The organism is Bacillota bacterium (genome assembly GCA_023511485.1).
GTDB lineage: Bacteria > Actinomycetota > Aquicultoria > Aquicultorales > Aquicultoraceae > CADDYS01.
The window spans coordinates 1-26,390 of record JAIMBH010000012.1; the positions used below are offsets into that span (position 1 = coordinate 1).

Here is a 26,390-nt window from a genome sequence, read left to right on the forward strand (position 1 = left end):
ATTTAAAGAGAACTCCTTGCAGCACCCAAATTGTAAGGCTGTATGCCGCTTGACCAGTAGTTATTAGATGCTAAAATGAGGGATGCGGAAGTCAAGATTAAGCTGAGCCATGCCTTTTCTATATTATGCTCATCGAAGAACGCTGCCTTTACACAGGAATTGTAACTGTTATTACCGTTCCTTCACCCGGTCTAGATTGTATTTCAAATGTACCGCCTGCAAGTTTTGCCCTGGTCTGCATGCCATCTATCCCAAGTTTGCCGCGGCGTGACAAGTCCCCAATAGTTGACGGTAGCTCAAATCCCTTTCCATCATCAACTATCTCAACCCTTGTTTCTTTGTCTTTAAATTCCATAATAACCTTAGCGTTTTTCGCTTCAGCATGTCTTGCAATATTTCGTAAGGCCTCTTGCACAATTCTAAAAAGCGTTATCTCAATCTCTTGAGAAAATCGTTTCTCTTTACCGGAAACTATTAGCGTTGTTTTTACGCCATCCTCTGTCTCAAGCATCTCAACTAACCACTCCACGGCTGGTAGAAGACCTAAGTTATCAAGAACCGAAGGCCTTAAATCGCGGCTGAGCTGCCGTATCTCCTGTAGGGTACTTTTAATCTGACCATGTAGCTTCCACAAAAATTCCTGTTTCTCTTTTGGTAGTTGGGTATTATCCTCGTTAAATTTTTCTAACTGCCTGAGCATAGCAATTAAATTTTGCGCTGTTGAATCATGAAGGTCTCGAGATATCCGTTGCCTCTCATCCTCATGTCCTTTTGTTATTTGCTGAAGATAAAAAGCCTGGTTCTCCTGCATCCGTACTTCTTCTGTTATGTCCCTTCCTATAAACTGGATACCTTCAGGACCGCCATCCCTGGTAATTAAATTTGCTGTCAGCATCACGAAAGCTTCGGTTCCGTCTTTCTTAATTATTTTTCGCCTGTATGGTTCCTCGCCTTCTTGTCCTCTTAAAATTGCTTCACGCCTTTCATTGCTTAGGACCGGCTTCTCGGGCAGAAAGAATCGGCCGCTATCCATTCCAATCAGTTCTTTAAGTTCGCAGCCGAATAGATCGGCTGCTGCCTGATTTGCAGCAGTAATTTTACCCGATAGGTCCTGCACCCAAATTGCATCATGTGCATTTTCAAAAAGCTGGCGGTATCTTTTCTCCGATACCTTAAGTTGATCTGCAGCGATTTGTCTTTCTCTATAAAGAACCGAATTATTTATGGCAATTCCAATTAAATTTCCAAGCGCGGATAACAACTCAATTTCGGGATCTCTGAACACACGTTCTTCTCTTGAGGCTACGCAGATTGTTCCAATAGTTTCCCCTCGTGCTGCCAGCGGCACACATAGTTTTGATATTAAACTTTCTTCCTGTACCCGTGCAGCATTAAACTTAGGATCATGTACAACGTCATCTGTTACAATCGGATCGCCTGTAGACGCAACTTTTCCGCACAAGCCCTCGCCTATCCTTATGCGACCAAGGATGTCCGAAGCTTCTTTACTGATGCCCTTGTACGCCACAAGCTTTAAAAATTGCTCACCGTGATCAATAGTGTGTATCATTACGACTTCAACATCGATAACTTCCCTTACCATATGTATGGCAGCTTTCATAACCTGCTCAATGTTCAGGGACTGGCTCAGCATCATTGAAAACGAATTGATAACCGAGAGTTGACGTTCCTGCTCAAGGGTTAGCTGGACGGTGGTATGAAGTTCGCGCTCGGTAGATTCGAGTCTCTCTTTGGTTTCCTCAAGCTGTTTTTCCTGTTGCTTATAATGATCTAAGCCAAGAGGCGCTAGGCTTCCGAGTGCTACAATTATTGCTGTCTCCCAAAGAGACGTTATGGGATATTCAGATATGAATATAGCACGCGGCAACATTGCTATTGCTGCAAATACAAGCGTTATTTTGCCACCCCTCGATCCGAAAGCAAAGCTGCTCAGGATTACGGGCACGAGATAAAGTATCCGATCGATGGTATGGCGAGTCAGACCTAAAGGTAAATCGGGTCCAGCAAAAATTCTAAAACTTGTTAGGTTATCATAGTGATGCAGGGTTATCAGTATGAAAATGCTAAGTATCGACCAGAATTGAGGGTTAGTAAATAGATAGGTCGGCTGCGAATCCGGCCCCTTGCCATGTTCTCTCTGGACCATTTCTGCTTCCATAGCCTGCCGCTTTGCTATTCTAAACCAACCCAGCCTTTCTTGAGAGCAAGAATTACAGCTTCGGTTCGCGACCCAACATCTAGCTTGGTAAAAATATGACCCAGGTGTGCTTCAACCGTTCGTACGCTTACGCTTAGCTCTTCAGCTATCTCTTTATTGGTCTTTCCACGGGCAGCAAGCGTAAGTACTTCTACCTCTCTATCAGTAAGTATATCAAATGATGGGGCATCCTTTCCATCAGCCGTATGTCTGAACCGCTGCATTACTTTGCGCATGACTGCGGGGTGAAGTACAGAATCTCCCCTGTTTACACGGTAAACGCTGTCTATTAGCTCTTGTCCACTGATGTCCTTCAATAGATAGCCTGCGGCCCCGGCCTCAAGCAGGGGAAATATGTACTGGTCAAGGTCATAGGCTGTTAGTATCAACACCGGAATCGGCATGTTCATTTCCTTGATTTGTTTTGTAGCCTCAATACCGTTTAGCTTAGGCATGGCAATATCGGCGATAATAATATCTGGCTTGAGCTCTTTGGCCAAAGCTACCATCTCTTCGCCGTCGCCTGCCTCACCTACAACCTTTAGGTTTTGGTCCTTTTCTAAATACTGGCGAAGACTTTCCCTTACAAGTACGTGGTCTTCTGCTAATAAAATTCGTATATTTCCCATAGTGAACTTATTATAATCCTGCCAGCGGATTAATTCAAATTCGGGAAATTACTTATTCGCAATCCTCAACATAAAGGGTAGAACTTTTAAGTTCTACCCTTTAATAATTTTCCCCTAATTAGTGGTTATAAATTATGCAATCTCATCCTCAAAAACCAGATCCCTCTGAGCCTGCCTCGCAAATGCCATTGCCACACTTCTATATGCGAGGTGAGCCATCTTTGAGAACGGTAGATAGAGGAATAGATATGCCACAAATACGAGGTGTATGAAATAAGTTGGATATGCAATCGCCCTTAAATCTGCGAGTCTTACTAGCTCGGTAGCCAGGCCTGTTACACCAAGCCCCGTTACCAACACAATTAGCGTCCAGTCAAAATAGCTGGATGCACTCTTTTTGTATGTCGCCCTTTGAACCCAGAGCACTATACCGCCGATAATTATCGCAGCTGCGCTTAAATTTCCAAACAGCTTTACGTGACTAAACTGCGCATAAGGGGTGCTTATACCGAAAGCGTAAAAACCAATAGAAACAAATGCGGTAGTTACAAACGCTCCCACGAAACCGTAAAATACGCCCAGGTGGCCATAGTACCTGTTTTTGCTTTCATCGCATTCCATAAATTTTTTGTGTCTAAATATTGTCGGAATAGCTTTGAGTAGGTTAGGCACAGGCGCACCCATCAATCCCTGTTCGCCATGGTTTTTAACCATAGACCTCCACATCCGTAGGATACCGACGAAAAGTGATATCAACCCCAAGGCTGCCAGCGTAATAAAAGTCATATCGATGGCCATCTCCGGATAGAAGTTACCATACCTTATTGGTTTATCAGCCGGCATATTGCTCCATCCTGAATGCTGAAGTTCGTGAATCATACCACCTAGCGTGCTATTCGGATCTAAATTATGCGGCAGTATCGAATAAATCGTCGGTATCAAGCTTATCACTATAAGTAAGATGAGTACCGGTATGGCCCAGGCAAAAATCGCAAGTGATGGTTTGCCTAATAGATTACCCATGAAACTTGGGAATGCATAGCTTCTTACCGCCATATTTCTTATAGCAGCAAAAACATCGCCGGGTTTTGCGCCCCTCGGGCAATTTGCCGTGCAGTCATTACACTGGTGGCAAAGCCATACATCGGGATCGCTCATCAATTTTTCTTTTTGACCCCACTGGGCCCAAATCATCTCTTTCCTTGGAAAAGGACTATCTTCAGGCGTCACGTTGCAAACAACCGAGCATGTCGCACACTGGAAGCACTTCTTTAAATCGCCGCCTCCCGCCGCTTGTATGTCCTTTATGAATTGTAAATCCGGTTCGACCAAGTATTGTTGTTCTGACATCTTCATACCCCCTAGAAGCCCTTATAGGGATTAGGCCCAATTTCCCCAAGTTTCTCTATAAACTCGTCTATTATGCCCGGTATCTGGTCATACTCATTTATGGCAAGCTGAAGTATCTGAATCCTTTCAGCTTCCAGCATGAGCCTATTCAGCGTTTCCTGAACCTTACCCATCCTGTAGTTAGCAAGCTCGCTACCCTTAGCGAAGTGGCACTGGTAATCATCGCCGTACTTGCAGCCAATCATAAGAATTCCATCTATACCGCTTGATAGAGAGTCGGAGATCCAAACAGTGTTAACGGAACCAAGGCATCTAACAGGAACCATTCTAACATTTGGATTGTAGTTTAGGCGATTGATTCCCGCCATATCAAATGCTGGGTATGCATCATTTTCGCATACAAAGGCTATAATTCTAGGCTTGCCTTCCTCTTCACCCGGTACATCAATTGCCTTAACTGCCGATGCAACTATATCAACGCTGTAGTTCTTAAACGAGATGATTCTTTCCGGACAAGCACCCAAACATATTCCGCATCGCCTGCAGCGATTCGGGTTTGGCTTTGGTGTGCCTTTCTCGTCCTCATCAAGAGTTCCAAATGGGCATTCCTCTGTACACCTCTTGCACTGAGTACACCTCTGTAGGAAAAACTCAGGATAGGTCTCATCGCCTGCTCGTGGGTGAACTGCTCTACCAACTGCCACGGACTCGATAACCTGAATTGCTTTAAGCGCCGCACCTCTAGCATCCTCCATGCTTTCAGCTATAGTCTGCGGCATCTTAACCGGACCCGCCGAATAAACACCGGTTCTTCTTGTCTCATACGGGAAGCAGATAAAGTTCGAATCTGCAAACCCGTTATATAGCTCGAGATCTGGTAGACCTGGTCCTTGCCTGTATTGTAGATTTAGGATTGGCTCATCTGCGGTGGTCGGAACCATCCCGGTGGCCAAAACCAGCAGGTCTGCTGAAACCCTAATCGGGCCACCAAGCAGCGTATCTTCAACCTCAAGCACTATATTATTTGCGCCATCTTCACTGATGGTTGCAACGTTTCCTTTTGTAAGGAATATACCTGGGTCATTTTGCGCCGCTTTGTAGAATAGCTCATACTGCCCAGGTGTCCTCATGTCTTTATAGAATATGTACGCTTTAGCATTTGGATCTTTTTCGCGCACGTAAGCCGCCTGCTTTAGAGAAGTTGCGCAACAAACCGATGAGCAATACGGAAGGTGGTTTTCATCTCTTTGACCCGCACATTGGATGAAGGCCACGTTCTTTGCCGGTGCGCCATCGGATGGGCGCGTTATCTGGCCGTTTTTCGCCATTTCTTCAAACTGGACGTTGGTCACTACGTTCACATACTGTCCATATCCGTATGTATCGAGTTTTGAAGCATCGTATGGCTTCCATCCAGTGGCCATTATAACCGAGCCGATCTTCTCCTCAGTAGAGCTACCATTAGAAGCTATTGTTACGTTGAATTTACCTGGCTGTCCTGCGATTGCCTCAACTGATGCCGAGGTATAAACCTTAATGTTGGGATTACTGGTAACTTCTTGGATCATCGCATCGACGCCCGTATCTTCAAGCTTATCGTATGGATAGCTTGACGGGAGTTTCTTGTACATCTTAGCTGCAAAACCGCCCAGGCTAGCTTCTTTCTCAACTAAGACTACATTGTAGCCAGCCTTTGCTGTCTCTAATGCAGCAGTCATTCCTGTTGTGCCTCCACCGATAACAAGAACAGTTCTAACTATATCCTCTTCGATGTGTGGCTCGGGAAGCTCCATTTTTTTGACCTTTGACGCACCCATCCTTATATAATCTTCAGCCAGCATTTGGGTGTCTTCGTCATTTGGCGTATGAGACCACACAACATGCTCCCTTAAGTTAACTCTCTCGACCACACAACCTGGGAAGTTAAACACATCAAAGTTTACTCTGGGTGAGCAGGCCGCTATAGCTATGGTATTAACGCCCTCATTTTGGATATCATTCTTGATTAATTGAGCGCCTTGATCCCCACATAAAAACTCGTGTGTTTTTACAACCGCAGCCCCAACCTGCGGACCCATGTTCGCAAGTTTTTCCGTATCAAGGGATTCCCCTATACCACAGCCTGTGCAGATGTACAAACCAAACTTCTTCTCCACAGCGCTACCTCCTCACCATAGTTTGAATAGCCTTCAGAGCTGCTCCGGTAGCATCTTTTACGCTCGTGGTAACATCGACCGGCCTTCTAGCGCAACCGGTAGCGTAAATCCCCGACCCATCGGGTTCATCGAGAATCAACCCGTTCTCATCATATTTAAGGTCAACGGGCAGCTTATTTTCGGCGGTCGATGGCTGCATTCCTGTAGCCAACACCGCCATGCTAACATTCTGGCGTATTTTCTTGCCGCCGTTTATTATGTCTTCGGCTTCGACAATTACATCGCCTGTATCTGGGTCTTCGACTATTCTTGCTACCTTGCCCTTTATAAAGTGAATATTCTCATCACTTTCTATTTTATTAAGAAATTTCTCGTATCTGCCTGGAGCACGAAGGTCTATGTAATATATATAAATTTTTGCATCCGGGTATTGCTCTCTTATATAAGTAGCCTGTTTAAAAGAAGCCATGCAGCATATATAAGAGCAATATGAGAGGTGGTTCTCATCTCTTGACCCAGCACATTGGACGAAAGCTACGCTCTGCGGAGCCTGACCGTCGGATGGCCTAACTATTTTGCCTCCTGTTGGCCCATTCTTCGCAGCGTATCTTTCCATCATCATATTGGTGATGACGTTAGTTGCTGTCCCGAACCCTAGATTTCCTAACCTTGTGGGATCGTATGGATTCCAACCAGTCGCAAAGACAACTGAACCAACTTTTAGAGTAATAGTTTCTGGCTGCATATCCAGCTCAATTGCGTTGTACTTACATGCCTCGACGCACTTGCCACACTCCGCTCCCTTGCACGCTTTACCATCTATCACATATCGCATTGGGAATGCCATCTGGTGCGGTAAGTAAATCGCTTTTGTAGTATCGATGCCAAAGTTATATTCATTTGGCCTTTCAACCGGGCATGCCTCAGTGCACGCACCACAGTTCGTGCAGTTATCATTTACATATCTTGGATTTACCTTAACCGTTACCTCGTAGTTCCCAGGTGTTCCCGAAATACTCTCTACTTCGGATAATGTTAGGTATTTAACCTTCTGGTTTTTGCGGATCCTTTGATAGTTGATTTCAAGGCCGCATGTCGGCGGGCAGAGCTTCGGGAAATATTGATTTAACTGAGCTACCCTTCCACCCATGGATGGAGTCTTCTCGATAAGGTATGCTTCGTAGCCTGTCTCCGCGGCCTCAAGCGCGGTAGTTAAACCACTTATCCCTCCTCCGACAACTAGAATACTCCCTAAACTTTTTTCTTCAGACATCTGTTCCTCCCAGTTGTGACTAATCTCAAGGCATGCATCACAACGATTAGTAACGATTCATTAATTCTATCTATTAAATCCAATCTGGGCATAGATTTTGAGGCTACCTTGGAGTCCCTCTAATCAGCAATCCATGCTCCAGTCCGGAGCTAAGTAAACCCTGAGCCAAGCAAATTATACAATAATTTGCAGTTAAATGTAAGATTTGTTACATATAAAACCACTTATCAGCCATCAGTAGTCAGCTATCAGCTGTTTTTAAAAGAGCTGACCGCTGACCGCTGATAGCCGATGGCTAAAAAATATTCTCCAGGCGCCATAAGGCGCCTGGAGTTTTCTTTTGTTCTACTAGGATACGATCTGTACGTAATCCTTCTTGAAGTTTACCCACTCGCCAGTGTTCGGATCGTACTTCGAGTTGTTGAAGCATTTCCAGTTGGCGTCGTCGATCTTCGGGAAATCGCCCCTGAAATAGTATCCTGGATACCTTGTCTCTTCCCTGAAGAGGATGTGACGTGCGTGAGCCTCAGCAGCCCAAATCCTGTGGTAATTCTCCCAGCAGCGAAGCAGCTCGTGGAGATTCTGGGCAGCCATTCTTGCGGAATCCTCTTTGAGCATGGTGAGTCTCCTGAGGCCTTCCTCAAGCATGGTTTTGCTGGTTGTGTACCAGGTTGAAACTCCACCGACGTACTCGTCCATAATTTTCATGAGACGGAACTGCATCATTCTTGGCCTGATGTAGTGCGGGTTGACGTCGATGTTATCCGGAGCGGTTGTGTATGATTTATACTTGCCATAAATCTCCATCGGGAGGTAGATCTCGGCAACTAGTTCATCAATGCTTTCTTTGATAGTCGGTTTGTAGTCAGCATGATCGAGGCACCATGCAACCATTGACTTACCGGCAATACGACCCTCAGCGTGTGAACCTGAGGAGAACTTGTGGCCTGATGCGCCAACTACGTCGCCAGCCATGAAGAGGCCATCAACTGTTGACATCCTGTTGTAGCCCCATGACCACTCAGCAGGAGCACCCGGGATATCGCCAGGACCACTTACCCAGAAGCCTGCGCATCCAGCGTGCGAGCCAAGTAGATACGGCTCAGACGGCATAAGCTCGGATGGGACTTTCTCCGGCTCGACGTTGTTTGCAGCCCAGAGACCGGCCTGTGCAATTGTCATATCGAGGAAGTCCTCCCATGCCTCGGCCTCTAGGTGTTTCAACCTCTTCGGATCCATCTGCTGAGCCATAGCCTGCAGCGCCTTGTCGGTATGCATCAGGATTGGGCCGTTGCCAGCCTGCATATCCCACATAGCCGCAGCGTTACGGAGGTTGGTGGTAACTGGAGTATCATAAGGAGCATAAAGCTCTTTTAGCTTGTCTGCATACTTTACGCAATAATCCTCACCAAGAGCATTGGTTGCAGTAGCCTTAAAGAAGAGGAACCATGCACCAACAGGACCGTAACCATCTTTAAACCTCATTGGGACGAAACGGTTCTCCATAAGGGTTAGCTCTGCGCCTGCCTGGATTCCCATCGCATAACCGGAACCAGAATTCCAAACTGGGAACCATGCACGGCCCATACCTTCACCAACCGACCTTGGCCTAAATACGTTTACAGCGCCGCCGGAAGCATTGAGGATGGCGTTTGCCTTAATAACATATACCTTGTGCTCTCTTACGCTAAAGCCAATTACACCGGCAACCCTATTCGGGATATTAGCATCAAGTAGTAGCCTTGTGCAGTAAACCCTTTCATAGAGGTTCTGATCCTGACCGGTCGCAGCCCTATTGTACTCTAGAGCTTTCTTGGCAGCCTCAGCAACGATCGCCTTGTAGGACTCACCGTTGATCATGATCTGCCATCTACCGGAACGAACTGGGGTTCCTCCATCTTTCAGCAATGGTTTTCCGGCATCGCGTGCCTGAAAACCGTCCATCGAGAAACCATCGTCACCTTTTTTCCAAATCGGAAGACCCCATTCCTCAAAGAGGTGTACGGAGTCGTCTACAACGCGACCGAGATCCCATACGAGGTCCTCTCTGATGATACCCATCAGGTCGCCTCTAACATATCTTACGTAATCCTGAACATCGTTTTCGCCGATGTAGGTGTTGATAGCTGAAAGACCCTGTGCAACAGCACCGCTTCTGTCAACTGCTGCTTTGTCAACCATGGTGACCTTAAGGCCTTTTGGGGTAGCCCAGCGGCAAGCCTCATAAGCTGCGCCAGCACCAGCCATACCGCCGCCGATCAAAAGAATATCGGTCTCTATCTCGACAACTTCTGGCTTTTCAACGTATTGAAAGTTGTTGACTTCTTTCTCCATTTTCCCTCCCCCTTACTTTACTGCTACTTGATCGGCTGTTTGAGTAAACAAACCGGGTTTCTTGATGTCGTCATAATTAGGCTCTGGTTTCCCTGCATACGGATCGATTGAACCTTCTGGGGTTAACCTGATTGGGAATTTGAACCTCTTGAGTGTGCCGTTTCTGAATTTAACGGTCCACATAATGGAGTCGGTACCCCTCATCGGGATAACGCTTGCGCCAAGCGGAGCGAAGTCTGCGTAGGCCCTTACCTCAATTGCCTGTTGCGGGCAGATCTTTACGCAGTTGTAGCACTCCCAGCACTGCTCTGGCTCTTGGTTGTAAGCTTTCATTCTCTCTTTGTCGAGAACCATCAGGTCGTGAGGGCAAATGTACATGCAAGCAGTCTTGTCTTGTCCTTTGCACCCGTCACATTTCTCAGTCATTACGAAACTGGGCATACCTTACCTCCCTACATTGTTTTGAGATTGAAAATTACTTTTCTCTTGGTAACTTGAGAATACTTAGCTAGCTAGATACTCTTGTTACAAACTCCCCCTTCTAATTTATTTAACCTATCGCAAACCCCCTTCCCAATAACTCCAGGCGTGATGCTACGCCTGACGCATACATCTCGACAACATATCTTACAGGATCTACAGAAAGCTCCCTTGAAGCCTCAAGCAGCCGATATTTACTTAGGTACTATCGGTATCTAATGCTTCGGGGACTGTAAGTCTTAGCTGCCAAAAAGAAACGATGGCGTCCAGCGGCCTTCACCTAATATATAATTCATTCAGAATTTCCGGGAAAGAGATAAACAATGGCCATGTACCAATTGTTACGTGGATAATATCAATTCCTGTGGTCTTTGTCAAGAGCCTATCAAACAAAATTTCGATTACCCCTATACCAACTTCAGCTTAAGGCGTCTGCGCGTGCGTAAGATAGCATAACATTATATAAGTAGATAAGCTAAAGTTCGCTAAATTTTATATAATCCGTCTGCATTCCATACCCTCCGCTTATTTCCCAAGCCTTTGGTTATTATACGCACGCCTGTTTATGCAATAACTATGTTGGAGATCCGCAAAGCTCTTTTTTAAATAATGATATAAAGCAGGGAAATAAAATTGACATTAAAATGAAAGAAGCGGCCGATGGCCGCTTCTTTTTCTCCTTATTTTTTCCTGACGTAGTATGTAAAAACACCGCCGCTATCTTCTTTTTCAATTAGCTCATTGCCGGTGCGCTCACACCAGGAAAGCAGGTCATTATGAGACCCTGGATCAGTGCTCATCATTTGCAGAACCTGGCCCGATGACAGGCTATCCATTGCCTTTTTCGTCTTCAGGATCGGCATTGGGCATACATCGCCTTTGCAATCCAAAACCTGGTCCGCCTTTATATTTGCCATCTTCCCAACCTCCTTTTTAATCCTCCAAGCTAAGATTTCAATCTATTTATTAAAACAATAGCACTTTTGCTTACGTTTAAATTGTCCCTACAGGTTAACAGCAAAATAAATTCTGAAACTGACCCTCTATCAAGCCTAAAATATCATCTAGCTAACCATTCTATATTACATTCTTTATTATGGTGTCTTATCCTTTGCTGAGGGGCTATAAAATAGCTTGTGCTTCAAATGCATTTTTATTATATCATAATATACCCCCCTTAGTATATAGTTATCGGCAGATTATTCAACTCCTTTCGAAATAACTTACGGCTTTCACTAACATCTGACTAAATACTGCATTTAAGGTCATTTGTATATGACTTATATGCCTTGGCTTCAGCCCCTACGGACCTTTTACACGCTGTAATATATAGGGCTATCGTAGAAGCCATTGCTCTTCCAGCTGAAATAGATGCAAAGTTCAGTCACCAGGATACATATTACGCTATTTCAATATTTCGACGTTTCTTTATTCAAGCTAAAGATAAAGCAGCTCTTTTTATTATTCATATGGCGCGAAGAGCGGCTGATTTGGCTATACTGTAACGCCTGCTTCCTCTCAGGCATCTGGGAAGTTCAACGTCCTTTCTGCGGCAATTCCTGTGTTGGCAATTATGTTGATATCGACCCGGCTCTTAGTAAATAGACATGTTTCTTAAAGCTTTGAATTAGGCGATTTAGGGTTATTTGTGCTGTGCCCCTACTTTTTAACTGACGGTTATCAGCCTTTAGTTGCCCGCCAAAGCCGAAAAACAGGGCTTAAGAGTAAATTGCAGGTTGCCAAGTAGCGAAGGCTTTTTGGGTATTAAAACGACTAATGATAAATTCGGTTAATAAGTCTATGATTAATACCATTCGACCAGTTCATAAAAATGCAAGTCTCTGGATCATTTTCGCCACAACGTTCATAAGTACTATGGGCGTGAACTTAATTGCACCTGCCCTCCCAGCGACTGCTGCAGCTCTGAATATACCTAAGGTAAATCTTGGTTGGCTAATTACCACTTTTACTTTGCCTGGATTGCTACTAACGCCACTGATAGGTATGCTTGCCGATAAATACGGAAGAAAGCAGGTTCTGGCTCCCAGCTTAATTGTGTTTGGCCTTGCCGGAAGCGGTTGCTTCCTGGCAAAAAGCTCAGAGATGCTCCTTTTACTTAGAATGGTGCAGGGTATAGGCGGAGCCGGGTTAATATTGCTTGGGACCACGCTGATTGGCGATATGTTCCATGGCCTAGATAGGTCAGTAGCAATGGGGGAAAATGCGAGCATATTAAGTATAGCGACTGGCGTATCCCCTCTTGCCGGAGGTCTTCTAGCTCTAATATCCTGGAATTATCCCTATTTATTGTTTATTTTTGCGATTCCGCTGGCAGTAGCGGTTATCCTCATGGATTGCCCAACAATTCAAAACGATTTCAGCCTTAATAGGTATGTGGCAGATATCTGGTTTCTTATTAAAAGACCTCGTCCCCTTGCGCTTTTTGGCGCCGGTATTTTAACCTTCGTGTCCCTATATGGCGGTATTTTGACTTACTTAGGAATACTTTTAAACAAAAATTTTGGTGCTGGCTCTTCAATGATCGGATTATATTTAAGCGTGATGTCGCTTGCAGCGGCTATATCTTCTTCGCAGGCTGGGAGGTTGCACAAGCGATTCTTAAAATCGTATCTAGTGCTTGCTGGTTTTACCTTCTATGCTTTCTCGCTTTTCCTCATCCCCTTTGCAAAGAGCCTGCCAGAGCTTTTTTTGCCTGTAGTCCTCTTTGGCATCGGCCACGGTATAAATATGCCCTCACTACAAACTATTGCAACAGAGCTCGCTCCTGATAGGTATCGCGGAAGTCTTGTTTCGTTGTTTGGGCTAGCTATGCGCATTGGCCAAACCATTGGCCCTCCAATATTGGGCATTATGCCTAATCTAAACAGTGTCTTTTGGATAACCGGTGGAATTGTGATCATTCTTCCTTCATTTGGATACATAGCTATTAGGTTGGCGCATGGGCAGGATGCGATATAGCAAAGCCACATAACCCAGGGTAGATAAAAAACTGCTGCCTTATTATTCCCTCGTTCTGCAGAAGCAATTTTATAGCCTGTAGCTTACCTATGACATATAATATGGCAAATGGTCAGTTTATTTGGCTCAGATGATAACTTAAAAATTGCTTTCTTTTGGGATGAGTCGTTCCTCTGGGGCATTGTCGCATACGACGCTTTTACCAATCTTTCGTTAAACTTCAACCTCGTAACGTCATCTGACATAAAAAGTGGCGCCCTTAAAGGCTACGATATTCTCTTTGTCCCAGGCGGCTGGGCAAGCAATAAAATTAAATCCCTTGGTGATAAGGGAAAGGAGAATATACAGAGTTTTGTTGATGGTGGAGGTAGCTACCTCGGTATTTGCGGTGGTGCTGGTCTTGCCCTAAGCCATAAAGATGGGCTTGGGCTAGTCCCGATAACCCGAAAGCCTACAAGCGAGCGCGTTCCCAGCTTTAGCGGAAAGATAGGTATTATCCAAGAACATCCCAAACATCCTATTTGGCAAGGCATTCCTGACAGGACAGGATTTTACGCCTGGTGGCCAGGCCAGTTTTCCCTTCGTAAACCTAATTCTGTTAGAGTACTTGCTTCTTACGATGAGCCTCATGATGGAGCATTCGTTTCAGATATACCAGTTCGCCCCAACATAGATTGGGACAGTTTAGAGAGAAGCTATGGGACTAACCTGAATCCTTCACGTATAAAGGGAGAGCCTGCTGTGGTAGAGGCTGGTTATGGTAAGGGCAAGGTTCTTCTATCTTATCTTCACTTTGAAACCCTAGGCCATAAGCAGGGCTACAAGGCCCTGCTTAATATCTTGGACTACCTTTCAGGGAAAAAAGTGCGCGCTGATTGCACCATTTCAACTGCCGGCAATGCATCTCTTACGAAATGCAGCAAAAATGCAGACCGCCGGTTAATTGAGATGGCTAAACATCTTGAAACCGCGGCACGTGATTTAATCAGCTTCGGAGAAAATAATGGATTGTGGTACTGGAGACAGCCCTGGATATTGCAATGGCGCCGCGGTGTGCGAGGCATTGAGTACTGCACACTTTTCTTGATGCTTAGAAGATTATTGGAGCTGTTAGAACAAAACGCAAACCATGATGCCGTGACGGTTAGCGTATTAGCCGAGCTCCGGGAACTCGCTCTGCCTTTCTTTGAAAAAGCCAGGGAACTCCTATCTTTGGAAAAAGCTGCGATGAATAGCGGGCCGATCAGCCCTCTTAAGACCGATAATGAAAACATCAGGTTGCTCAGGGAGGAGCTTTTCGCAAATTCGAAAAGCTTCGGCGGATATTTTAAGCAGATTATCGATAGGATTGATGAGATGCTGTTGCCACTTTTAAAGGCAGTATGCCAGCATGCCAAAGCCGATTAAAGCAGTCGGCTATCAGCTCTTTTAGTTGACAGCTTTCAGCTAGTGAAAGCAGGTAACGAGGGCAGTAACTTTTGATATTATTTGATATTTAGGCCCTTCGACTCTGCTCCTTGCAACCTGCTCGATGCGCAGTTTACCCTGAGCGGAGTCGAAGGGCCTATGATGATATTTCTTCCATTTTTGGCCCTTTTAGCCTTATGACAGCATTGCAGCGCTTACAAACTGCAGCACTATAAAGTGCTATAATAAAGACGTTGCCACGCTACATTACGACCAGGTGCAGGTTTTGTGTTGCTCGACCAGCTCAACGAATCCCGTATAGTCAATTTCTTTTATTCCTGGGATAAGATTAGAAACGCCTCTTGCCATTAAATCTTCTTTTAGCGCATATATTGGGTGGTCTTTCATTATTTCAGTTATCTTTGACTCGATGGCTGTTCCGGCCATTGCTCCATATATCGCATCTTCGATAAATAGAATCGGTGAGCCTTTTGAAGCAACCTTTACACAGCTATCTAAGCTTGCTGAATTAAATGGCGATTTATTTATCAAATGAAGCATTTTGCCTCCTTCGCTTTACCTAAAACGGAAATATAACGTCCTGCTCTTCCATGAGCTTTGTTATCTGATCCTTGTCCAATATTTCTGGTTCAACCACAAAATCATCCAGCGTCAGCCCTCTTGCCTCCATCGATTCTTTATCGATGTAAAGTTTCTCGATATCGTAGCCCTCAAGCACCCTAAATGTAGGGGAAAAGTCTTTTATACCAAGAGGAGATGTATCCATTCCCTTCTTTATAGCGTAGACGCCGTCATCGATAAACAGAAGGCTGATATCCTGCTCGTATGCGCCCATGACCAATACGGCCTCAAGACCTTCAAAAGAGTAGATTGTCCCGTACGGTGCCTTGCGCATCATAAATAACATTTTTGTTAATTCGCTCACTCGGTCATTCACCCTTTCGATTATGCTCCAAAAGTAACAAATCTATCCGCCTTAATGGCCATTTCGGTCAACTGTCCAAGACCTGAGATCCTAAAACCGGGAGCCAAAACGTCGTCATTAATTCCTCTGCGCTTGGCAGCTGCAATGCAGACTACCAGATCGACACCTTTTTCTGCGATTTCAGACCACCTTTTTTGTATGTGCCTGTCATCCTGTTGCGGGTCTGTTAGCTTTGTAGAATTAATAACCCCGTCATGGTAGAAAAATACGCCAACGATTTCATGACCTTTGTCCATAGCGGCTTTAACAAAGTTATAAGCACTATCCGAAGACTCATGGTGATAAGGTCCTTCTTGAACCAGTACCCCAAACTTCACACTTATCGCTCCTTCCCTTGTATCTGGCTAATTATTATACAATAAGGCAATTGCATTAACTTTAAAAAAGCAGCTGGAAACCAGATGCCCTTAATTCGAACAATATAAATCTACTTTTATGGTATACCCCGTATGGTATAATGTCAATAGCTAAATTCCTTTTCCGGCGGCTTAAATAAAGGTTTAACTGGTAAATGCCTGAACCAGCGTTAATATACCAAAGAGTATAAGTACCGTTGCTGAAAAGTACCTTATTTTTTCTTGTGGTAGCCGTCTACCAGCAAGTATTCCAACAACTAGCGCAGCGCTATCGGCAATAATCATACCAAGAGTCGAACCCAGCCACACGCCAACAAAAGAGTGATACTTGGCAGCAAGCGAAACGGTTGTAAGCTGCGTTTTATCCCCTAGTTCAGCAAGAAAAAAGGCTAACGCTATTGATGCAATTGCACCTAAACGAGACGCATCCGTTTTGACATCCTTGCCCTCATCCTCGCCTTTGATTATCCATATACCAAAACCAATAAATGAAATACCTATAATTATCCGCAGGTAGTTTATTGGTACGACCCGGAACAATACTTGTCCGGCAACAACAGCAAGGAGCTGTAACCCAAAAAGTGCTATGCCTACTCCAATAAGCACCTTTGACAATTTGTATCTCGTTGTAAAGGAAAGCACAAGAAGTTGGGTCTTATCTCCCAACTCAGCAACGGCCACCAGTAACATCGAAGATATAAATGCAAGCATCAAGTCTTCCTTTAAGTTGGGTTGTCTTTAGCATTATAACATTTCATGCCAAAGCTTTTGCTAAAAAGGATTATTTGTGTTTATGTGGCAGATAAGAACAGGTTGTTTCAGAGGTAACAATCAGATAACAATCAGATTAAAACTGCCGGCCGGCTTAAAACAAGCATAAATATTAAGGCAGGTCTTAAAGGGTTCTATCAATCTTTAACTACAAGTATAGGGCGTGCTGCGCCACCGATAACCTTTTCAGTTACGCTTCCCACAAGAAGCCTTCTAAGCCCTGTTCTTCCATGACTTCCCATGCAGATAAGGTCTACTTTCAATTCGTTAGATAACTCAATGATTTTCTCAAACGCGTTTCCTTCTCTTATAAACGATTCTACTCTAATGCTATGCAACCTTGCCAGGTCCTCTATATTTCTTACGATCTCTCTCGCTTCTCCAATCATTGCTTCAATTACATCCTGGGCCTCAGGGTAAACCTCCGGTGGTACATCCACTACCGAGAGCACTTTTAATTCGCCATTGTAATCACGCGCCATCTTAATGGCTTTGATAGCGGCCACTTCACTGCATTGTGAACCATCGACCGCCAGCAATATACGGCTCCACCTAACTTGTGCGTTGTTCGGTACAACTAGTACATTGACCGGGCTGAAACCAATAACCCGTGCCGTTATACTTCCCATAAGCACTCTATCAATCTTATTAAGTCCCCTCCTGCCCAGGACTATAAGCCCGCAATTGCGCTTCCTCGCAGTATCGGCAATTACATCGTATATCTGACCTTCTTGAAGGATTGCTTCAATTCGGCCACCCTCTTCTTTAGCGATTGCTTCAGCACTCGATAAAATCTTTTCCCCATGTTTTCTGAAAACCGCTTTTATATTTTTGACTAACCCATACTCAAGCTCACCCTCATAAGGGGGCTGAACGGTTAAAACCAATACCGCTTTTCTGTTTATTTTCGAGTACCTTATGGTCTGCCTTAATGCGTTTATGCTTGACTCTGAACCATCAAAGGCAACTAAAATATTTCCGTTCTTTTCCATAAATGGTATTTGCCGTTCACTCCCAATACACTAGATTTTTTTAAATACTAGGCTGATGCCAAAACCAACTGCAAGTGCAATGATTATTGATAGAGCTCCGTATAGAGCCCCATTCCTTCTCGCCATTGTCGATATTGCCTTGACTATACCGTCCTGCTCAACTGTAATATTTGTCTGCGCTACGTCACTTACTTTCATGTCTTTTACCTCATAAGCAATAGCTTTATATTGGCCGGGAGGAGCTTGATAAGGCCAGTCAATTTCGACAGCATATTTCTCAAAATTCCCGGTTTTAGCCATAGCAACCGTTTTTGGCGATATAGCATATAATCTAGAGGTCTCTTTCAATTTTATAAACTCGTTAAACCACTTGTTTTTTCGCTCTCATTTTTTACGGGAACTATCTCGATATGCTTCTTTAGGGCCGGATATCCAATGACGTATTTATCCATCTCCTCCCGGTTCAAGATACTGGGTATATCTTTCGTGCTATAGAGAAGATACAGATTGGGGACGCGCTCAAAAATTAGCGGATCTTTATTTAACCAGAAGAATCCTACCTTGCCTTTCTCTCGCAACTTTGTTTTTTCTTCCGACGAAGTTATTTTTACAATTACATCGGCCCCAGGATCGGTTTTGCCGCTAATATCAACTCTGCCGCCATGATAAAAAGCACGGATTTTTATGTCGTCGGCATTTGTATTTACTATGATCTGCGCAAAGGCGGTACTTGCAAATACTAAAAGTATAAGCAGGGCCATAGATAGTAGTGCAATTATTATGCCCGTCTTTTCTTTCTCCATCTGCGACCCCTTTCTATGCTAGCTAGTTAACGCCAGGCGTATTGTCGGACTCAACGTAAGCTCGGTTAGGACTTTTATACCGACTGCAAGAATCAGTAGCGCCAACAATATCTTTAGTTGTTCTGCATCCATTTTTTTGCTTAGCTTGGTTCCCAGCTGTGCCCCAATGCTTGAACCTACCAGCATGAGCAGTGCAAGTATAAGATCAACCGTATGGTTTGTGTAGGCGGATAGGAATGTTACCTCGATTACCGTGAATAGCACTTGGAACAAACTTGTTCCGACAACAACCAGAATCGGCATGTCCAAGACGTAAAGCATAATAGGCACCATAATAAATCCACCGCCGACTCCCATTATGGCAGCCAGTAAACCGACCAGTATGCCAATGGTTATTGGCAGCAACAGCGAGTGCCTTACACCGGATTTCTCAAAGTCAGTCTGCAGCGGTAGTGACCTGAGGAATTTTTTAAATCCCGACGGCTCTTGCGACCTCTCCTCACGACCTGCGTGGGTTTTCGCTTTCCTCATGCTTTGTAGGCTCTCAAATGCCATGTAGGTACCTATAAACAGGGGAATTAAAACGTAGGTAAGTTTTATTATAAAATCGGCGTTGCCAAGCGACTTTAGGATCGACACTGCATATACGCCGGCTACTCCACCTAAGAAACTTCCGATTAGTAAATATATACCCATTTTAAAATCGACGTTTCCTAGCTTCCAGTGCGTATAGGTACCTGAAGCCGATGCCCCTACCATCTGGCTGGCGCCCGACGCTGCTGCAACAGTAGGAGGGATCCCTAGCATCATAAGGATGGGGGTTATTAGAAAACCCCCACCTACACCAAACAAACCTGACAATAAACCTATGCTCAAACCAATTGACAATATAACAATCGTACTGACACTTGTCAGTGCGACAGGTAGGTAGAGAAACACTTCAGAACTCACCTTCTATTTCAACTTGATAGCAATAACCCCGAAGAATGGGCGAATTCCTGAACACTAACCGCTGCCAGTTATTAACCCAGCCTATGGGTTTAAGCCAGCTAAGCGTCTAATTCAACTTCAATCAAAGCCACCGAATCACGTTTACGCTTAAATATCTGGTCCGTTTTTTTCTCTTCTACCTCTCGGCCTGACTCCGCAAGAATCTGCTTCGCCATCTGAAGCTCTCCCTCTTCAGCGAAAGCGTAAGCCGCCATCTCATCATCCAGCTTTCTAAAGAACCTCTTTATGCGCTCCATTTTTCCTCCTTTTCACTATGCAGGCAGTTCAATTCAGAAGATACAGTTAGCTCGATCAACTGCCTTGTTCAGCCTGTACTCCTACCAAATAGATGATTTAATTTGAACATTTGCCGGGAGGAATTACATCGGTGTGACTGACGAATTTGCAGCTCAAATAACTAGCATTAAAACCTCACCGTTATCTGGTACTGCTGCTCTAAGTCACCTTAATGGCACTGGCATGGATTTTTATAGCAGACATCTAGCGGAAATCACGTAATAATATCTAATGCTTCTCAGGGTGATTGGGAATAACAACGGCAATTGCTGTCCCATCGCCGGGGCTAGACTGGATATCTAATGTTCCACCTACCAACCGGGCTCTGGTCTTCATTCCATCTATACCCAGCTTTCCCTGACGGGAAAGCTGGCCTAAGCTTGAAGAAAGCTCAAATCCTTTTCCGTTATCAATAATGTTGATTATAGTTTCGTTCTGTTCAAAATCGATCGTTATCCAAACCTTAGTAGCATCAGCATGCTTCGCGATATTTCTTAAGGCCTCTTGGATGATTCTAAATAAGGTTACTTCGACCTCAGGAGAGAACTCCCTTTCTGTGCCCAACACCTTGAAATTAACAGCAACCCCGTACTCAGCTTTAAATTGCTCCGCCAACCACTCAACCGCCGGTAAAAGGCCTAGGTCATCGATAATCGATGGTCTTAGATCCCTACTTATCTGGCGTATCTCTTTTACAACTTCTTTGAGATTACGGCGATAGCTGCATAACATCTCTAATCTTTGCGGCGACAGTTCGTTGTCTTCTTCGCAAAACTTTTCCAGCGACCGAAGTGTAGCTATGAGATTCTGCACCGTGCTGTCGTGCAGGTCGCGCGAGATACGCTGGCGTTCTTCTTCGTGCGCCCTTGTGATCTGCTGAAGATAGAAAGCTTGGTTTTCCTGCATCCTCACTTCTCTGGTGATATCTCTTCCTATAAATTGAATACCATCCGGCTCACCGTTGCTTGAGATAAGGTTTGCAGTCAGCATAACGTAAGCCTTTTTACCGTTTTTCTTAATAATCTCCTGGCCGTAAGGCTGGTGGTTGTCATGACCATTTAAGAGATTTCTCTGCGCCGCCTGGGCTAATGCGAAAGCTTCATCCGAAAAAAATTGGCGGTGATCCATTCCGATCAAGGTTTCCAAATCGTACCCGAAAAGCTCAGACGCTGCTTGATTGGCATCGGTAACTTTACCGGAGAGGTCCTGAACCCATATTGCGTCATGGGCATTCTCGAAAAGCTGCCTATATTTCTTTTCGGATCTTTCAAGCTTTTCCAGAGTAACCTCTAATTGTTCGCCCTGGTCTTTGTAGTGTTCCAGTCCAACCGAAACAAGGCTTCCTATGAATGTAATGATGACTGTTTCAAGAAACGTTGCAGCTGTATAGCGTGTGATAAAGAGATCTCGCGGCAACATTGCCGCAAAGGCGGCCGCAACGGTTAATAATCCACCCCTTACACCAAAAATTAGACTAGCAAGCGCAATAGGCACCAGATACAATATTCGATCAACAGTATGCCTTGTTATGCCAAGCGGAAGGTCAGGTGTCGAAAACAGCCTGAAGCTGGTGAGGTTATCATAATAATGCAGGGTTATTAAGATAAAAATGCTTACTATCGACCAGAATTGGGGATTGCTGGTAAAGTGCCTTCGCTGTTTACCCTGCCAATTTCTGTATTTTTCTACTATATGTCTCATTGCCATTACCAAATTATTCCAGGCCTATCCATCCCTTTTTTAGGGCAATAACAACGGCTTCAGTTCTTGATCCGACTCCCAACTTGCTGAATATATGTCCTAAATGCGATTCGACCGTGTGAACAGTTACATTAAGTGTCTCGGCAATTTCTTTGTTACTCTTTCCCTGTGCCGCCAGCTCAAGCGTCTCCAGCTCTCGGTCTGTCAGTAGTTCAAAAGAGCTTTGATCCTGCCTCTTACCTGTAGATCTAAACCGTTCCATCAATTTTTTTGCTACGGTTGGGTGAAGTACTGAGTCCCCGCTACTCACGCGGCGAATGCTATCCTTTAAGTCTTCGCCGTCGATATCCTTTAGCAAGTACCCGGCCGCACCGGCCTCTATAAGCGAGAATATATATTGGTCAATATCATATGCGGTCAAAATGAGTATCGGCACCTGGATGTTCATTGCCTTTATCTTTTTTGTAGCTTTGATTCCATTAAGTTTAGGCATTGCAACATCCATTATGATGATGTCTGGTTTTAAATTCTTGGCTAAAGCTACAAGCTGCTCTCCGTCGCCAGCCTCACCTATTACCTCAAAATCCTCTTCTTTTTCTAGATAGTCCCTAAGACTTTGCCTTACCAGTACGTGGTCCTCGGCAAGCAATATTCTGATTTTTCCCATGGTAATTTAATTATAGTGCGTATTGGCATACCTTAAATCCCTCATAACATTGACTACTGCATCAGTAATCTCCGTTATGGCGCGTAAACATTATTACGACTTATTTTGTAGCCGGCTCCATGAAGGGCAACATTAAGGTTCTGGCACTTGGCAGGGTTTGCTAACTTCTTAGATAAGGTTGCTTGTAGCTAAAATAGCCTGATTGCAAACAACGATAAGGCAGCGATTGCGGCAGATGCTGGGATAGTTAATATCCATGCCCAGACAATGCGCGAAGCTAAAGGCCATCTTACGGCCTTAAATCTTTTTGTTGAACCAACTCCTACTATCGAGCCGGTTATGGTGTGAGTGGTAGATACCGGAACCCCGAGGAATGAAGCAAAGAAAAGCGTAACGGCTCCTGATGTCTCTGCTATAAATCCGCCCACTGGCTTTAATTTGGTGAGTCTCGAGCCCATTGTCTTTACAATTCTAAAGCCGCCAAAAAGGGTTCCAAAAGCCATAGCAGAATAGGAAATTGCAATAACCCAAAGGGGAACATTGAAATCCCCTTTAATATAGCCAGCTGCAAACAATAGCGCTGTTATTATGCCAATAGTTTTTTGAGCATCATTTCCACCGTGGCCTAAACTATAAGCAGCGGCAGAAAACAGCTGAGCTCTTCTAAAAACGTGGTTTGCTTTTCCTGCATCAACATTTTTTAAAGCTCCGAATAATACGTTTGTAATAACAACGGCTAAGATAAAACCGATCATCGGTGATAGAACAATAAATAGCACGGTTTTGTTTATTCCTGAATAGATCAAAGATGACGGGCCTACTTTAACCAGAGCTGCCCCTATAAGCCCACCTATGAGCGCATGAGATGAGCTAGATGGAATGCCCTTCCACCAGGTTATAATGCCCCAGACAACAGCACCGATTAACGCACTGGCAATAATAGCATTATCAACCACGCTTGGTAGAACAATCCCTTTACCGACAGTTTTTGCTACGTGAAGGCCAAAAACAAAAGCCGCAGCAAAGTTAAAGAAAGCGGCCCAAATGACTGCAAGTCTCGGTGAAAGTACTCTTGTGGCGACCACAGTGGCAATAGAGTTGGCTGCATCGTGGAAGCCGTTTATAAAATCGAACACTAACGCGACGGCGATTATCAGAATTACTATTTCTAGGTTAGGCATATTTTAAGATGATTCCCTCGATGGTTATTGCAGCTTCGTGACAAAAATCAACCGCATCTTCTAAGTCTTCATAGAGGTCCTTCCATTTGATGACCTCTATGACTTCAAACCCATTCGAGAAAAGGTCTGCGATAGCTCTTCTATACGTCTTATCTGCAACCGATTCACAGCTCTTTAATTCTTTTACTAAATTATGGTCACATAGCTGCATCTTCTTAAGGCAACTTGCAAGTTTCGTTAAGATCTTTACAGAATTTACGAGCTCCTGCGCTAGCTCTATTGCAGGCTTAGGAATTTCTTTTACGTTATAAAGCGTTATTCGTTCCGCAATCGAATCTATCGAGTCAAGTATCGAGTCGATAATGCTCTTTAGTTCATGTATATCTTCAGGGTCAAATGGAGTAACAAACGTCTTTGCGAGTTTTTGGGTAATTTCAGCGACAATATCATCACCCCTGTGCTCAAGCTCGTTAATTGCCTTAGCGTTAGCTGGCGCCTTTTCAGGATTCTTTAGCATGTCACGCAATAGCCGAGCAGCCTCGGTTAGATTCTCCGTCGCTTTATTGAAAAGTTCAAAGTAAATGTCATTTCTTGGAATTATATTGAGTTTCATACGCTATTAAATTAACACACAAGTCCTAGAGGTACAAGATTTTTTAAATGGGATAATGCTGAAAGTTATAGATAGCTAAGCAAGCCCAGAATTATATTTTTTCCGTCTCAATTATAAAAACACCGTTCTCAAGCCCTAGAATTCAAGCCCATGAGCTTCCAACCTGGCTCGATATTCTCTATTCCATTCTAGAATATTCTAGAGGGCTTTTACAAAACCATATCAGCGCTTTTCTTGCCAGCATGGCTATAGGGTGCTCCCGCTGCTTTTACGATATCAAACCGCAAACTTCTTTATTAACAGAATCGCTTAGGATAAAATCAGAATATGGACCTACTCTCTATCATACTTATAGTTCTAGGCCTTGCAGTCTATGAAACAATTATTAGCGTAGATAACGCAGTCATCAACGCCGAAGTACTCTCAACAATGGGTCCCAAAGCGCGTAGATGGTTTTTAGTATGGGGTCTTCTTATCGCCGTTTTTTTGCTGAGAGGTTTATTGCCCTGGCTTATCATTTGGGGAACTACCCCTTCACTTGGTCCTGTAGGGGCATTTATCTCTACCCTAAGCGCAGACCCTAAAGTAGCTGAAGCTGTTGAATCCTCAGCACCAATCCTATTGATCAGCGGCGGAACTTTTCTGGTCTTTTTATTTTTTCACTGGCTGTTTCTGGAGACAAAAAACTATGGCCTTAGTATCGAGAAGTTTTTCGCCTCCAATGGCGTTTGGTTCTTTACTGTAGTTTCGGTTGTTCTTGCCACCATTGTCTGGTTTGCTATAAAGGAGGCTCCACTTATGGCTTTCGGCGCCGTACTTGGCTCAACCGCTTATTTTATCATTCACGGATTTAGGGAATTTGCTGAAAAAGCGGAGAAGGATTTGATGAGTGAGAAAAAATATTCCGATCTAAGCAAGGTTCTTTACCTGGAGCTTATCGATGCCAGCTTCTCGATAGATGGTGTGCTTGGCGCATTCGCTTTTACTTTATCAGTCCCTCTTATTGTTTTGGGCAACGGCCTTGGAGCGCTAGCAGTTCGACAATTAACCATCAGCAATATCGATAGGATCAAAAGATACCCTTACCTTAAAAATGGAGCCATGTACTCTATCTTGTATCTGGGTCTGATCATGATTGCAGATAGCTTCGGGCTTCACATCCCGAGCTGGATAACACCGGTTATCACGTTTATCATCGTCGGTTACTTTTTCTGGCGATCAATAAGGAAGGCTTTATAAATGCTGCGTTAATTTATCCTAAGCCCTCCGATACATAGGCATATATAACCATCAGTGCACTAAAGGAAAATAGCTTGATTTTTATCCAATTAATTACCATAGATGTTAATGTTGTTTTTCATTATCATGGATACAAGTTTGCTTCGTGCATCCTTAATTGTAAGAGGAAGCGAATCAAACGGTAACTGATCCTTTTGTCTTAACTCCTCAATCAGATGGGTTATATAAGGGAGCCTTAAGTCTACCTCCTGCATCATTTGAGTGCTCGAAAATACCGCCTCGGGTGTCCCTTCGATGGCCATTCTGCCCTCTCTTAGCACATAAATTCGATCGACAAACAATGGCATGAGATCAACCATATGAGTTGCTATAATTACTGTCACACCGATCTCCTTGTTTAATCTTCCAAGAACACTAAGAAGGTTAGATTCGCTACTTGGGTCTAGCCCAGCTGTTGGCTCATCAAGAAGAATTATGTCCGGCTTCATTGCCAGCACTCCAGCAATACATGCTTTTTTCTGCTGGCCGAAACTGAGGTGGTGCACCACTTTTTTGGCACAGCCCTCAAGACCCACCATCTCTATAGCCTCCTGAACTCTCTGTTTGACCTCATGGTTAGATAATCCCAAGTTTCTCGGTCCAAATGCTACGTCTTCTTCTAAGGTAGGAGCAAAAAGCTGGTCGCTTGGGTTTTGAAAAACCAGCCCGACCTTAGTTGATATTTCGGCACGACTCATCCTAGCCAAAGGGACTTTGTCGATTGTAATTGCTCCTTTTCCTGGCTTGAGAAGGCCTACAATAGTTTTAAGCAATGTCGTTTTACCGCCCCCGTTTGACGCTAAAAGGCCGATAAATTCACCTTTTTCCACTGACATGGAGACGTTATCGAGAGCCACAGTTCCATCTTCGTACTTATACGTTAAGTTCTTAATCTCCAGATATGACAAA

Annotated in this window: 25 protein-coding genes; 3 read left to right on the forward strand and 22 right to left on the reverse strand. The window is 44.3% G+C overall.

Annotated elements, in window-relative coordinates; translation table 11 throughout:
- Window positions 1–148: 148 nt before the first annotated feature.
- The 8 genes from K6T91_05295 to K6T91_05330 form a co-directional block, all read right to left on the reverse strand.
- A complete protein-coding gene (locus K6T91_05295) occupies window positions 149–2,179 on the reverse strand; it encodes a PAS domain S-box protein (GenBank protein ID MCL6472211.1) in 2,031 nt (676 codons plus the stop codon).
- 14 nt (window positions 2,180–2,193) lie between these two features.
- Window positions 2,194–2,847: a response regulator transcription factor gene (locus K6T91_05300; GenBank protein ID MCL6472212.1), complete on the reverse strand. Its 654-nt coding sequence runs from the start codon at window positions 2,845–2,847 to the stop codon at window positions 2,194–2,196.
- Window positions 2,848–2,979: 132 nt separating this feature from the next.
- A complete protein-coding gene (qmoC, locus tag K6T91_05305) occupies window positions 2,980–4,197 on the reverse strand; it encodes a quinone-interacting membrane-bound oxidoreductase complex subunit QmoC (GenBank protein ID MCL6472213.1) in 1,218 nt (405 codons plus the stop codon).
- Between the two features lie 11 nt (window positions 4,198–4,208).
- Window positions 4,209–6,353: an FAD-dependent oxidoreductase gene (locus tag K6T91_05310; GenBank protein MCL6472214.1), complete on the reverse strand. Its 2,145-nt coding sequence runs from the start codon at window positions 6,351–6,353 to the stop codon at window positions 4,209–4,211.
- Window positions 6,354–6,357: 4 nt separating this feature from the next.
- Complete coding sequence (locus K6T91_05315) at window positions 6,358–7,626, reverse strand: CoB--CoM heterodisulfide reductase iron-sulfur subunit A family protein (GenBank protein ID MCL6472215.1); 1,269 nt, start codon at window positions 7,624–7,626, stop codon at window positions 6,358–6,360.
- A 348-nt stretch (window positions 7,627–7,974) separates the two neighbouring features.
- Window positions 7,975–9,960, reverse strand: coding sequence for an adenylyl-sulfate reductase subunit alpha (gene aprA, locus K6T91_05320; GenBank protein ID MCL6472216.1), 1,986 nt, complete (start codon window positions 9,958–9,960; stop codon window positions 7,975–7,977).
- Between the two features lie 12 nt (window positions 9,961–9,972).
- Window positions 9,973–10,401 (reverse strand): adenylyl-sulfate reductase subunit beta, encoded by a 429-nt coding sequence (gene aprB / locus K6T91_05325; GenBank protein ID MCL6472217.1) that lies wholly within the window; start codon window positions 10,399–10,401, stop codon window positions 9,973–9,975.
- Between the two features lie 719 nt (window positions 10,402–11,120).
- Window positions 11,121–11,357 (reverse strand): sulfurtransferase TusA family protein, encoded by a 237-nt coding sequence (locus K6T91_05330; protein ID MCL6472218.1) that lies wholly within the window; start codon window positions 11,355–11,357, stop codon window positions 11,121–11,123.
- A gap of 883 nt (window positions 11,358–12,240) precedes the next feature.
- Here K6T91_05330 and K6T91_05335 point away from each other — a divergent pair.
- A complete protein-coding gene (locus K6T91_05335; protein ID MCL6472219.1) occupies window positions 12,241–13,419 on the forward strand; it encodes an MFS transporter in 1,179 nt (392 codons plus the stop codon).
- 108 nt (window positions 13,420–13,527) lie between these two features.
- Window positions 13,528–14,826, forward strand: a complete 1,299-nt coding sequence (locus tag K6T91_05340) for a hypothetical protein (protein MCL6472220.1) — start codon at window positions 13,528–13,530, stop codon at window positions 14,824–14,826.
- 267 nt (window positions 14,827–15,093) lie between these two features.
- Here the strand turns inward: K6T91_05340 and tusB are convergent, their stop codons facing one another.
- The 13 genes from tusB to K6T91_05405 form a co-directional block, all read right to left on the reverse strand.
- Window positions 15,094–15,387 (reverse strand): sulfurtransferase complex subunit TusB, encoded by a 294-nt coding sequence (gene tusB / locus K6T91_05345; GenBank protein MCL6472221.1) that lies wholly within the window; start codon window positions 15,385–15,387, stop codon window positions 15,094–15,096.
- A 19-nt stretch (window positions 15,388–15,406) separates the two neighbouring features.
- The gene (gene tusC, locus K6T91_05350) at window positions 15,407–15,754 is read right to left on the reverse strand and encodes a sulfurtransferase complex subunit TusC (GenBank protein ID MCL6472222.1); all 348 of its coding nucleotides are present in this window, start codon (window positions 15,752–15,754) and stop codon (window positions 15,407–15,409) included.
- A 38-nt stretch (window positions 15,755–15,792) separates the two neighbouring features.
- Window positions 15,793–16,149: a sulfurtransferase complex subunit TusD gene (gene tusD, locus K6T91_05355; protein MCL6472223.1), complete on the reverse strand. Its 357-nt coding sequence runs from the start codon at window positions 16,147–16,149 to the stop codon at window positions 15,793–15,795.
- 183 nt (window positions 16,150–16,332) lie between these two features.
- Window positions 16,333–16,899, reverse strand: a complete 567-nt coding sequence (locus K6T91_05360; protein ID MCL6472224.1) for a TMEM165/GDT1 family protein — start codon at window positions 16,897–16,899, stop codon at window positions 16,333–16,335.
- Between the two features lie 197 nt (window positions 16,900–17,096).
- The gene (locus K6T91_05365) at window positions 17,097–17,951 is read right to left on the reverse strand and encodes a universal stress protein (protein MCL6472225.1); all 855 of its coding nucleotides are present in this window, start codon (window positions 17,949–17,951) and stop codon (window positions 17,097–17,099) included.
- 30 nt (window positions 17,952–17,981) lie between these two features.
- A complete protein-coding gene (locus K6T91_05370) occupies window positions 17,982–18,299 on the reverse strand; it encodes a TIGR02186 family protein (GenBank protein ID MCL6472226.1) in 318 nt (105 codons plus the stop codon).
- A 2-nt stretch (window positions 18,300–18,301) separates the two neighbouring features.
- Window positions 18,302–18,754, reverse strand: a complete 453-nt coding sequence (locus K6T91_05375; GenBank protein ID MCL6472227.1) for a TIGR02186 family protein — start codon at window positions 18,752–18,754, stop codon at window positions 18,302–18,304.
- A gap of 18 nt (window positions 18,755–18,772) precedes the next feature.
- On the reverse strand, window positions 18,773–19,705 hold the full coding sequence (locus K6T91_05380; protein ID MCL6472228.1) for a sulfite exporter TauE/SafE family protein: 933 nt from the start codon (window positions 19,703–19,705) through the stop codon (window positions 18,773–18,775).
- A gap of 98 nt (window positions 19,706–19,803) precedes the next feature.
- Entirely contained in the window at window positions 19,804–20,001 is a 198-nt protein-coding gene (locus tag K6T91_05385) for a hypothetical protein (GenBank protein ID MCL6472229.1), read from the reverse strand.
- A gap of 268 nt (window positions 20,002–20,269) precedes the next feature.
- Complete coding sequence (locus K6T91_05390) at window positions 20,270–21,748, reverse strand: PAS domain S-box protein (protein MCL6472230.1); 1,479 nt, start codon at window positions 21,746–21,748, stop codon at window positions 20,270–20,272.
- Between the two features lie 7 nt (window positions 21,749–21,755).
- Window positions 21,756–22,409, reverse strand: a complete 654-nt coding sequence (locus tag K6T91_05395) for a response regulator transcription factor (GenBank protein MCL6472231.1) — start codon at window positions 22,407–22,409, stop codon at window positions 21,756–21,758.
- Window positions 22,410–22,597: 188 nt separating this feature from the next.
- Window positions 22,598–23,590 (reverse strand): inorganic phosphate transporter, encoded by a 993-nt coding sequence (locus K6T91_05400; GenBank protein MCL6472232.1) that lies wholly within the window; start codon window positions 23,588–23,590, stop codon window positions 22,598–22,600.
- Complete coding sequence (locus K6T91_05405) at window positions 23,583–24,203, reverse strand: DUF47 family protein (GenBank protein MCL6472233.1); 621 nt, start codon at window positions 24,201–24,203, stop codon at window positions 23,583–23,585. Before K6T91_05405 ends, K6T91_05400 begins: the two co-directional genes overlap by 8 nt.
- 327 nt (window positions 24,204–24,530) lie before the next feature.
- Here K6T91_05405 and K6T91_05410 point away from each other — a divergent pair, with 327 nt between their 5' ends.
- Window positions 24,531–25,442, forward strand: coding sequence for a DUF475 domain-containing protein (locus K6T91_05410; protein MCL6472234.1), 912 nt, complete (start codon window positions 24,531–24,533; stop codon window positions 25,440–25,442).
- 89 nt (window positions 25,443–25,531) lie between these two features.
- Here the strand turns inward: K6T91_05410 and K6T91_05415 are convergent, their stop codons facing one another.
- Window positions 25,532–26,389, reverse strand: coding sequence for an ATP-binding cassette domain-containing protein (locus tag K6T91_05415; GenBank protein ID MCL6472235.1), 858 nt, complete (start codon window positions 26,387–26,389; stop codon window positions 25,532–25,534).
- Between the last annotated feature and the right edge of the window lies 1 nt (window position 26,390).

Coding starts and splice junctions, on each gene's coding strand:
- K6T91_05295 (MCL6472211.1), bottom strand. CDS start 2,179: ATGGAAGCAGAAATGGTCCAGAGAGAACATGGCAAGGGGCCGGATTCG.
- K6T91_05300 (MCL6472212.1), bottom strand. CDS start 2,847: ATGGGAAATATACGAATTTTATTAGCAGAAGACCACGTACTTGTAAGG.
- qmoC (MCL6472213.1), bottom strand. CDS start 4,197: ATGTCAGAACAACAATACTTGGTCGAACCGGATTTACAATTCATAAAG.
- K6T91_05315 (MCL6472215.1), bottom strand. CDS start 7,626: ATGTCTGAAGAAAAAAGTTTAGGGAGTATTCTAGTTGTCGGAGGAGGG.
- aprA (MCL6472216.1), bottom strand. CDS start 9,960: ATGGAGAAAGAAGTCAACAACTTTCAATACGTTGAAAAGCCAGAAGTT.
- aprB (MCL6472217.1), bottom strand. CDS start 10,401: ATGCCCAGTTTCGTAATGACTGAGAAATGTGACGGGTGCAAAGGACAA.
- K6T91_05330 (MCL6472218.1), bottom strand. CDS start 11,357: ATGGCAAATATAAAGGCGGACCAGGTTTTGGATTGCAAAGGCGATGTA.
- K6T91_05335 (MCL6472219.1), top strand. CDS start 12,241: ATGATTAATACCATTCGACCAGTTCATAAAAATGCAAGTCTCTGGATC.
- K6T91_05340 (MCL6472220.1), top strand. CDS start 13,528: ATGGTCAGTTTATTTGGCTCAGATGATAACTTAAAAATTGCTTTCTTT.
- tusB (MCL6472221.1), bottom strand. CDS start 15,387: ATGCTTCATTTGATAAATAAATCGCCATTTAATTCAGCAAGCTTAGAT.
- tusC (MCL6472222.1), bottom strand. CDS start 15,754: ATGTTATTTATGATGCGCAAGGCACCGTACGGGACAATCTACTCTTTT.
- K6T91_05360 (MCL6472224.1), bottom strand. CDS start 16,899: ATGCTTGCATTTATATCTTCGATGTTACTGGTGGCCGTTGCTGAGTTG.
- K6T91_05365 (MCL6472225.1), bottom strand. CDS start 17,951: ATGGAAAAGAACGGAAATATTTTAGTTGCCTTTGATGGTTCAGAGTCA.
- K6T91_05375 (MCL6472227.1), bottom strand. CDS start 18,754: ATGGAGAAAGAAAAGACGGGCATAATAATTGCACTACTATCTATGGCC.
- K6T91_05385 (MCL6472229.1), bottom strand. CDS start 20,001: ATGGAGCGCATAAAGAGGTTCTTTAGAAAGCTGGATGATGAGATGGCG.
- K6T91_05390 (MCL6472230.1), bottom strand. CDS start 21,748: ATGGCAATGAGACATATAGTAGAAAAATACAGAAATTGGCAGGGTAAA.
- K6T91_05395 (MCL6472231.1), bottom strand. CDS start 22,409: ATGGGAAAAATCAGAATATTGCTTGCCGAGGACCACGTACTGGTAAGG.
- K6T91_05400 (MCL6472232.1), bottom strand. CDS start 23,590: ATGCCTAACCTAGAAATAGTAATTCTGATAATCGCCGTCGCGTTAGTG.
- K6T91_05405 (MCL6472233.1), bottom strand. CDS start 24,203: ATGAAACTCAATATAATTCCAAGAAATGACATTTACTTTGAACTTTTC.
- K6T91_05410 (MCL6472234.1), top strand. CDS start 24,531: ATGGACCTACTCTCTATCATACTTATAGTTCTAGGCCTTGCAGTCTAT.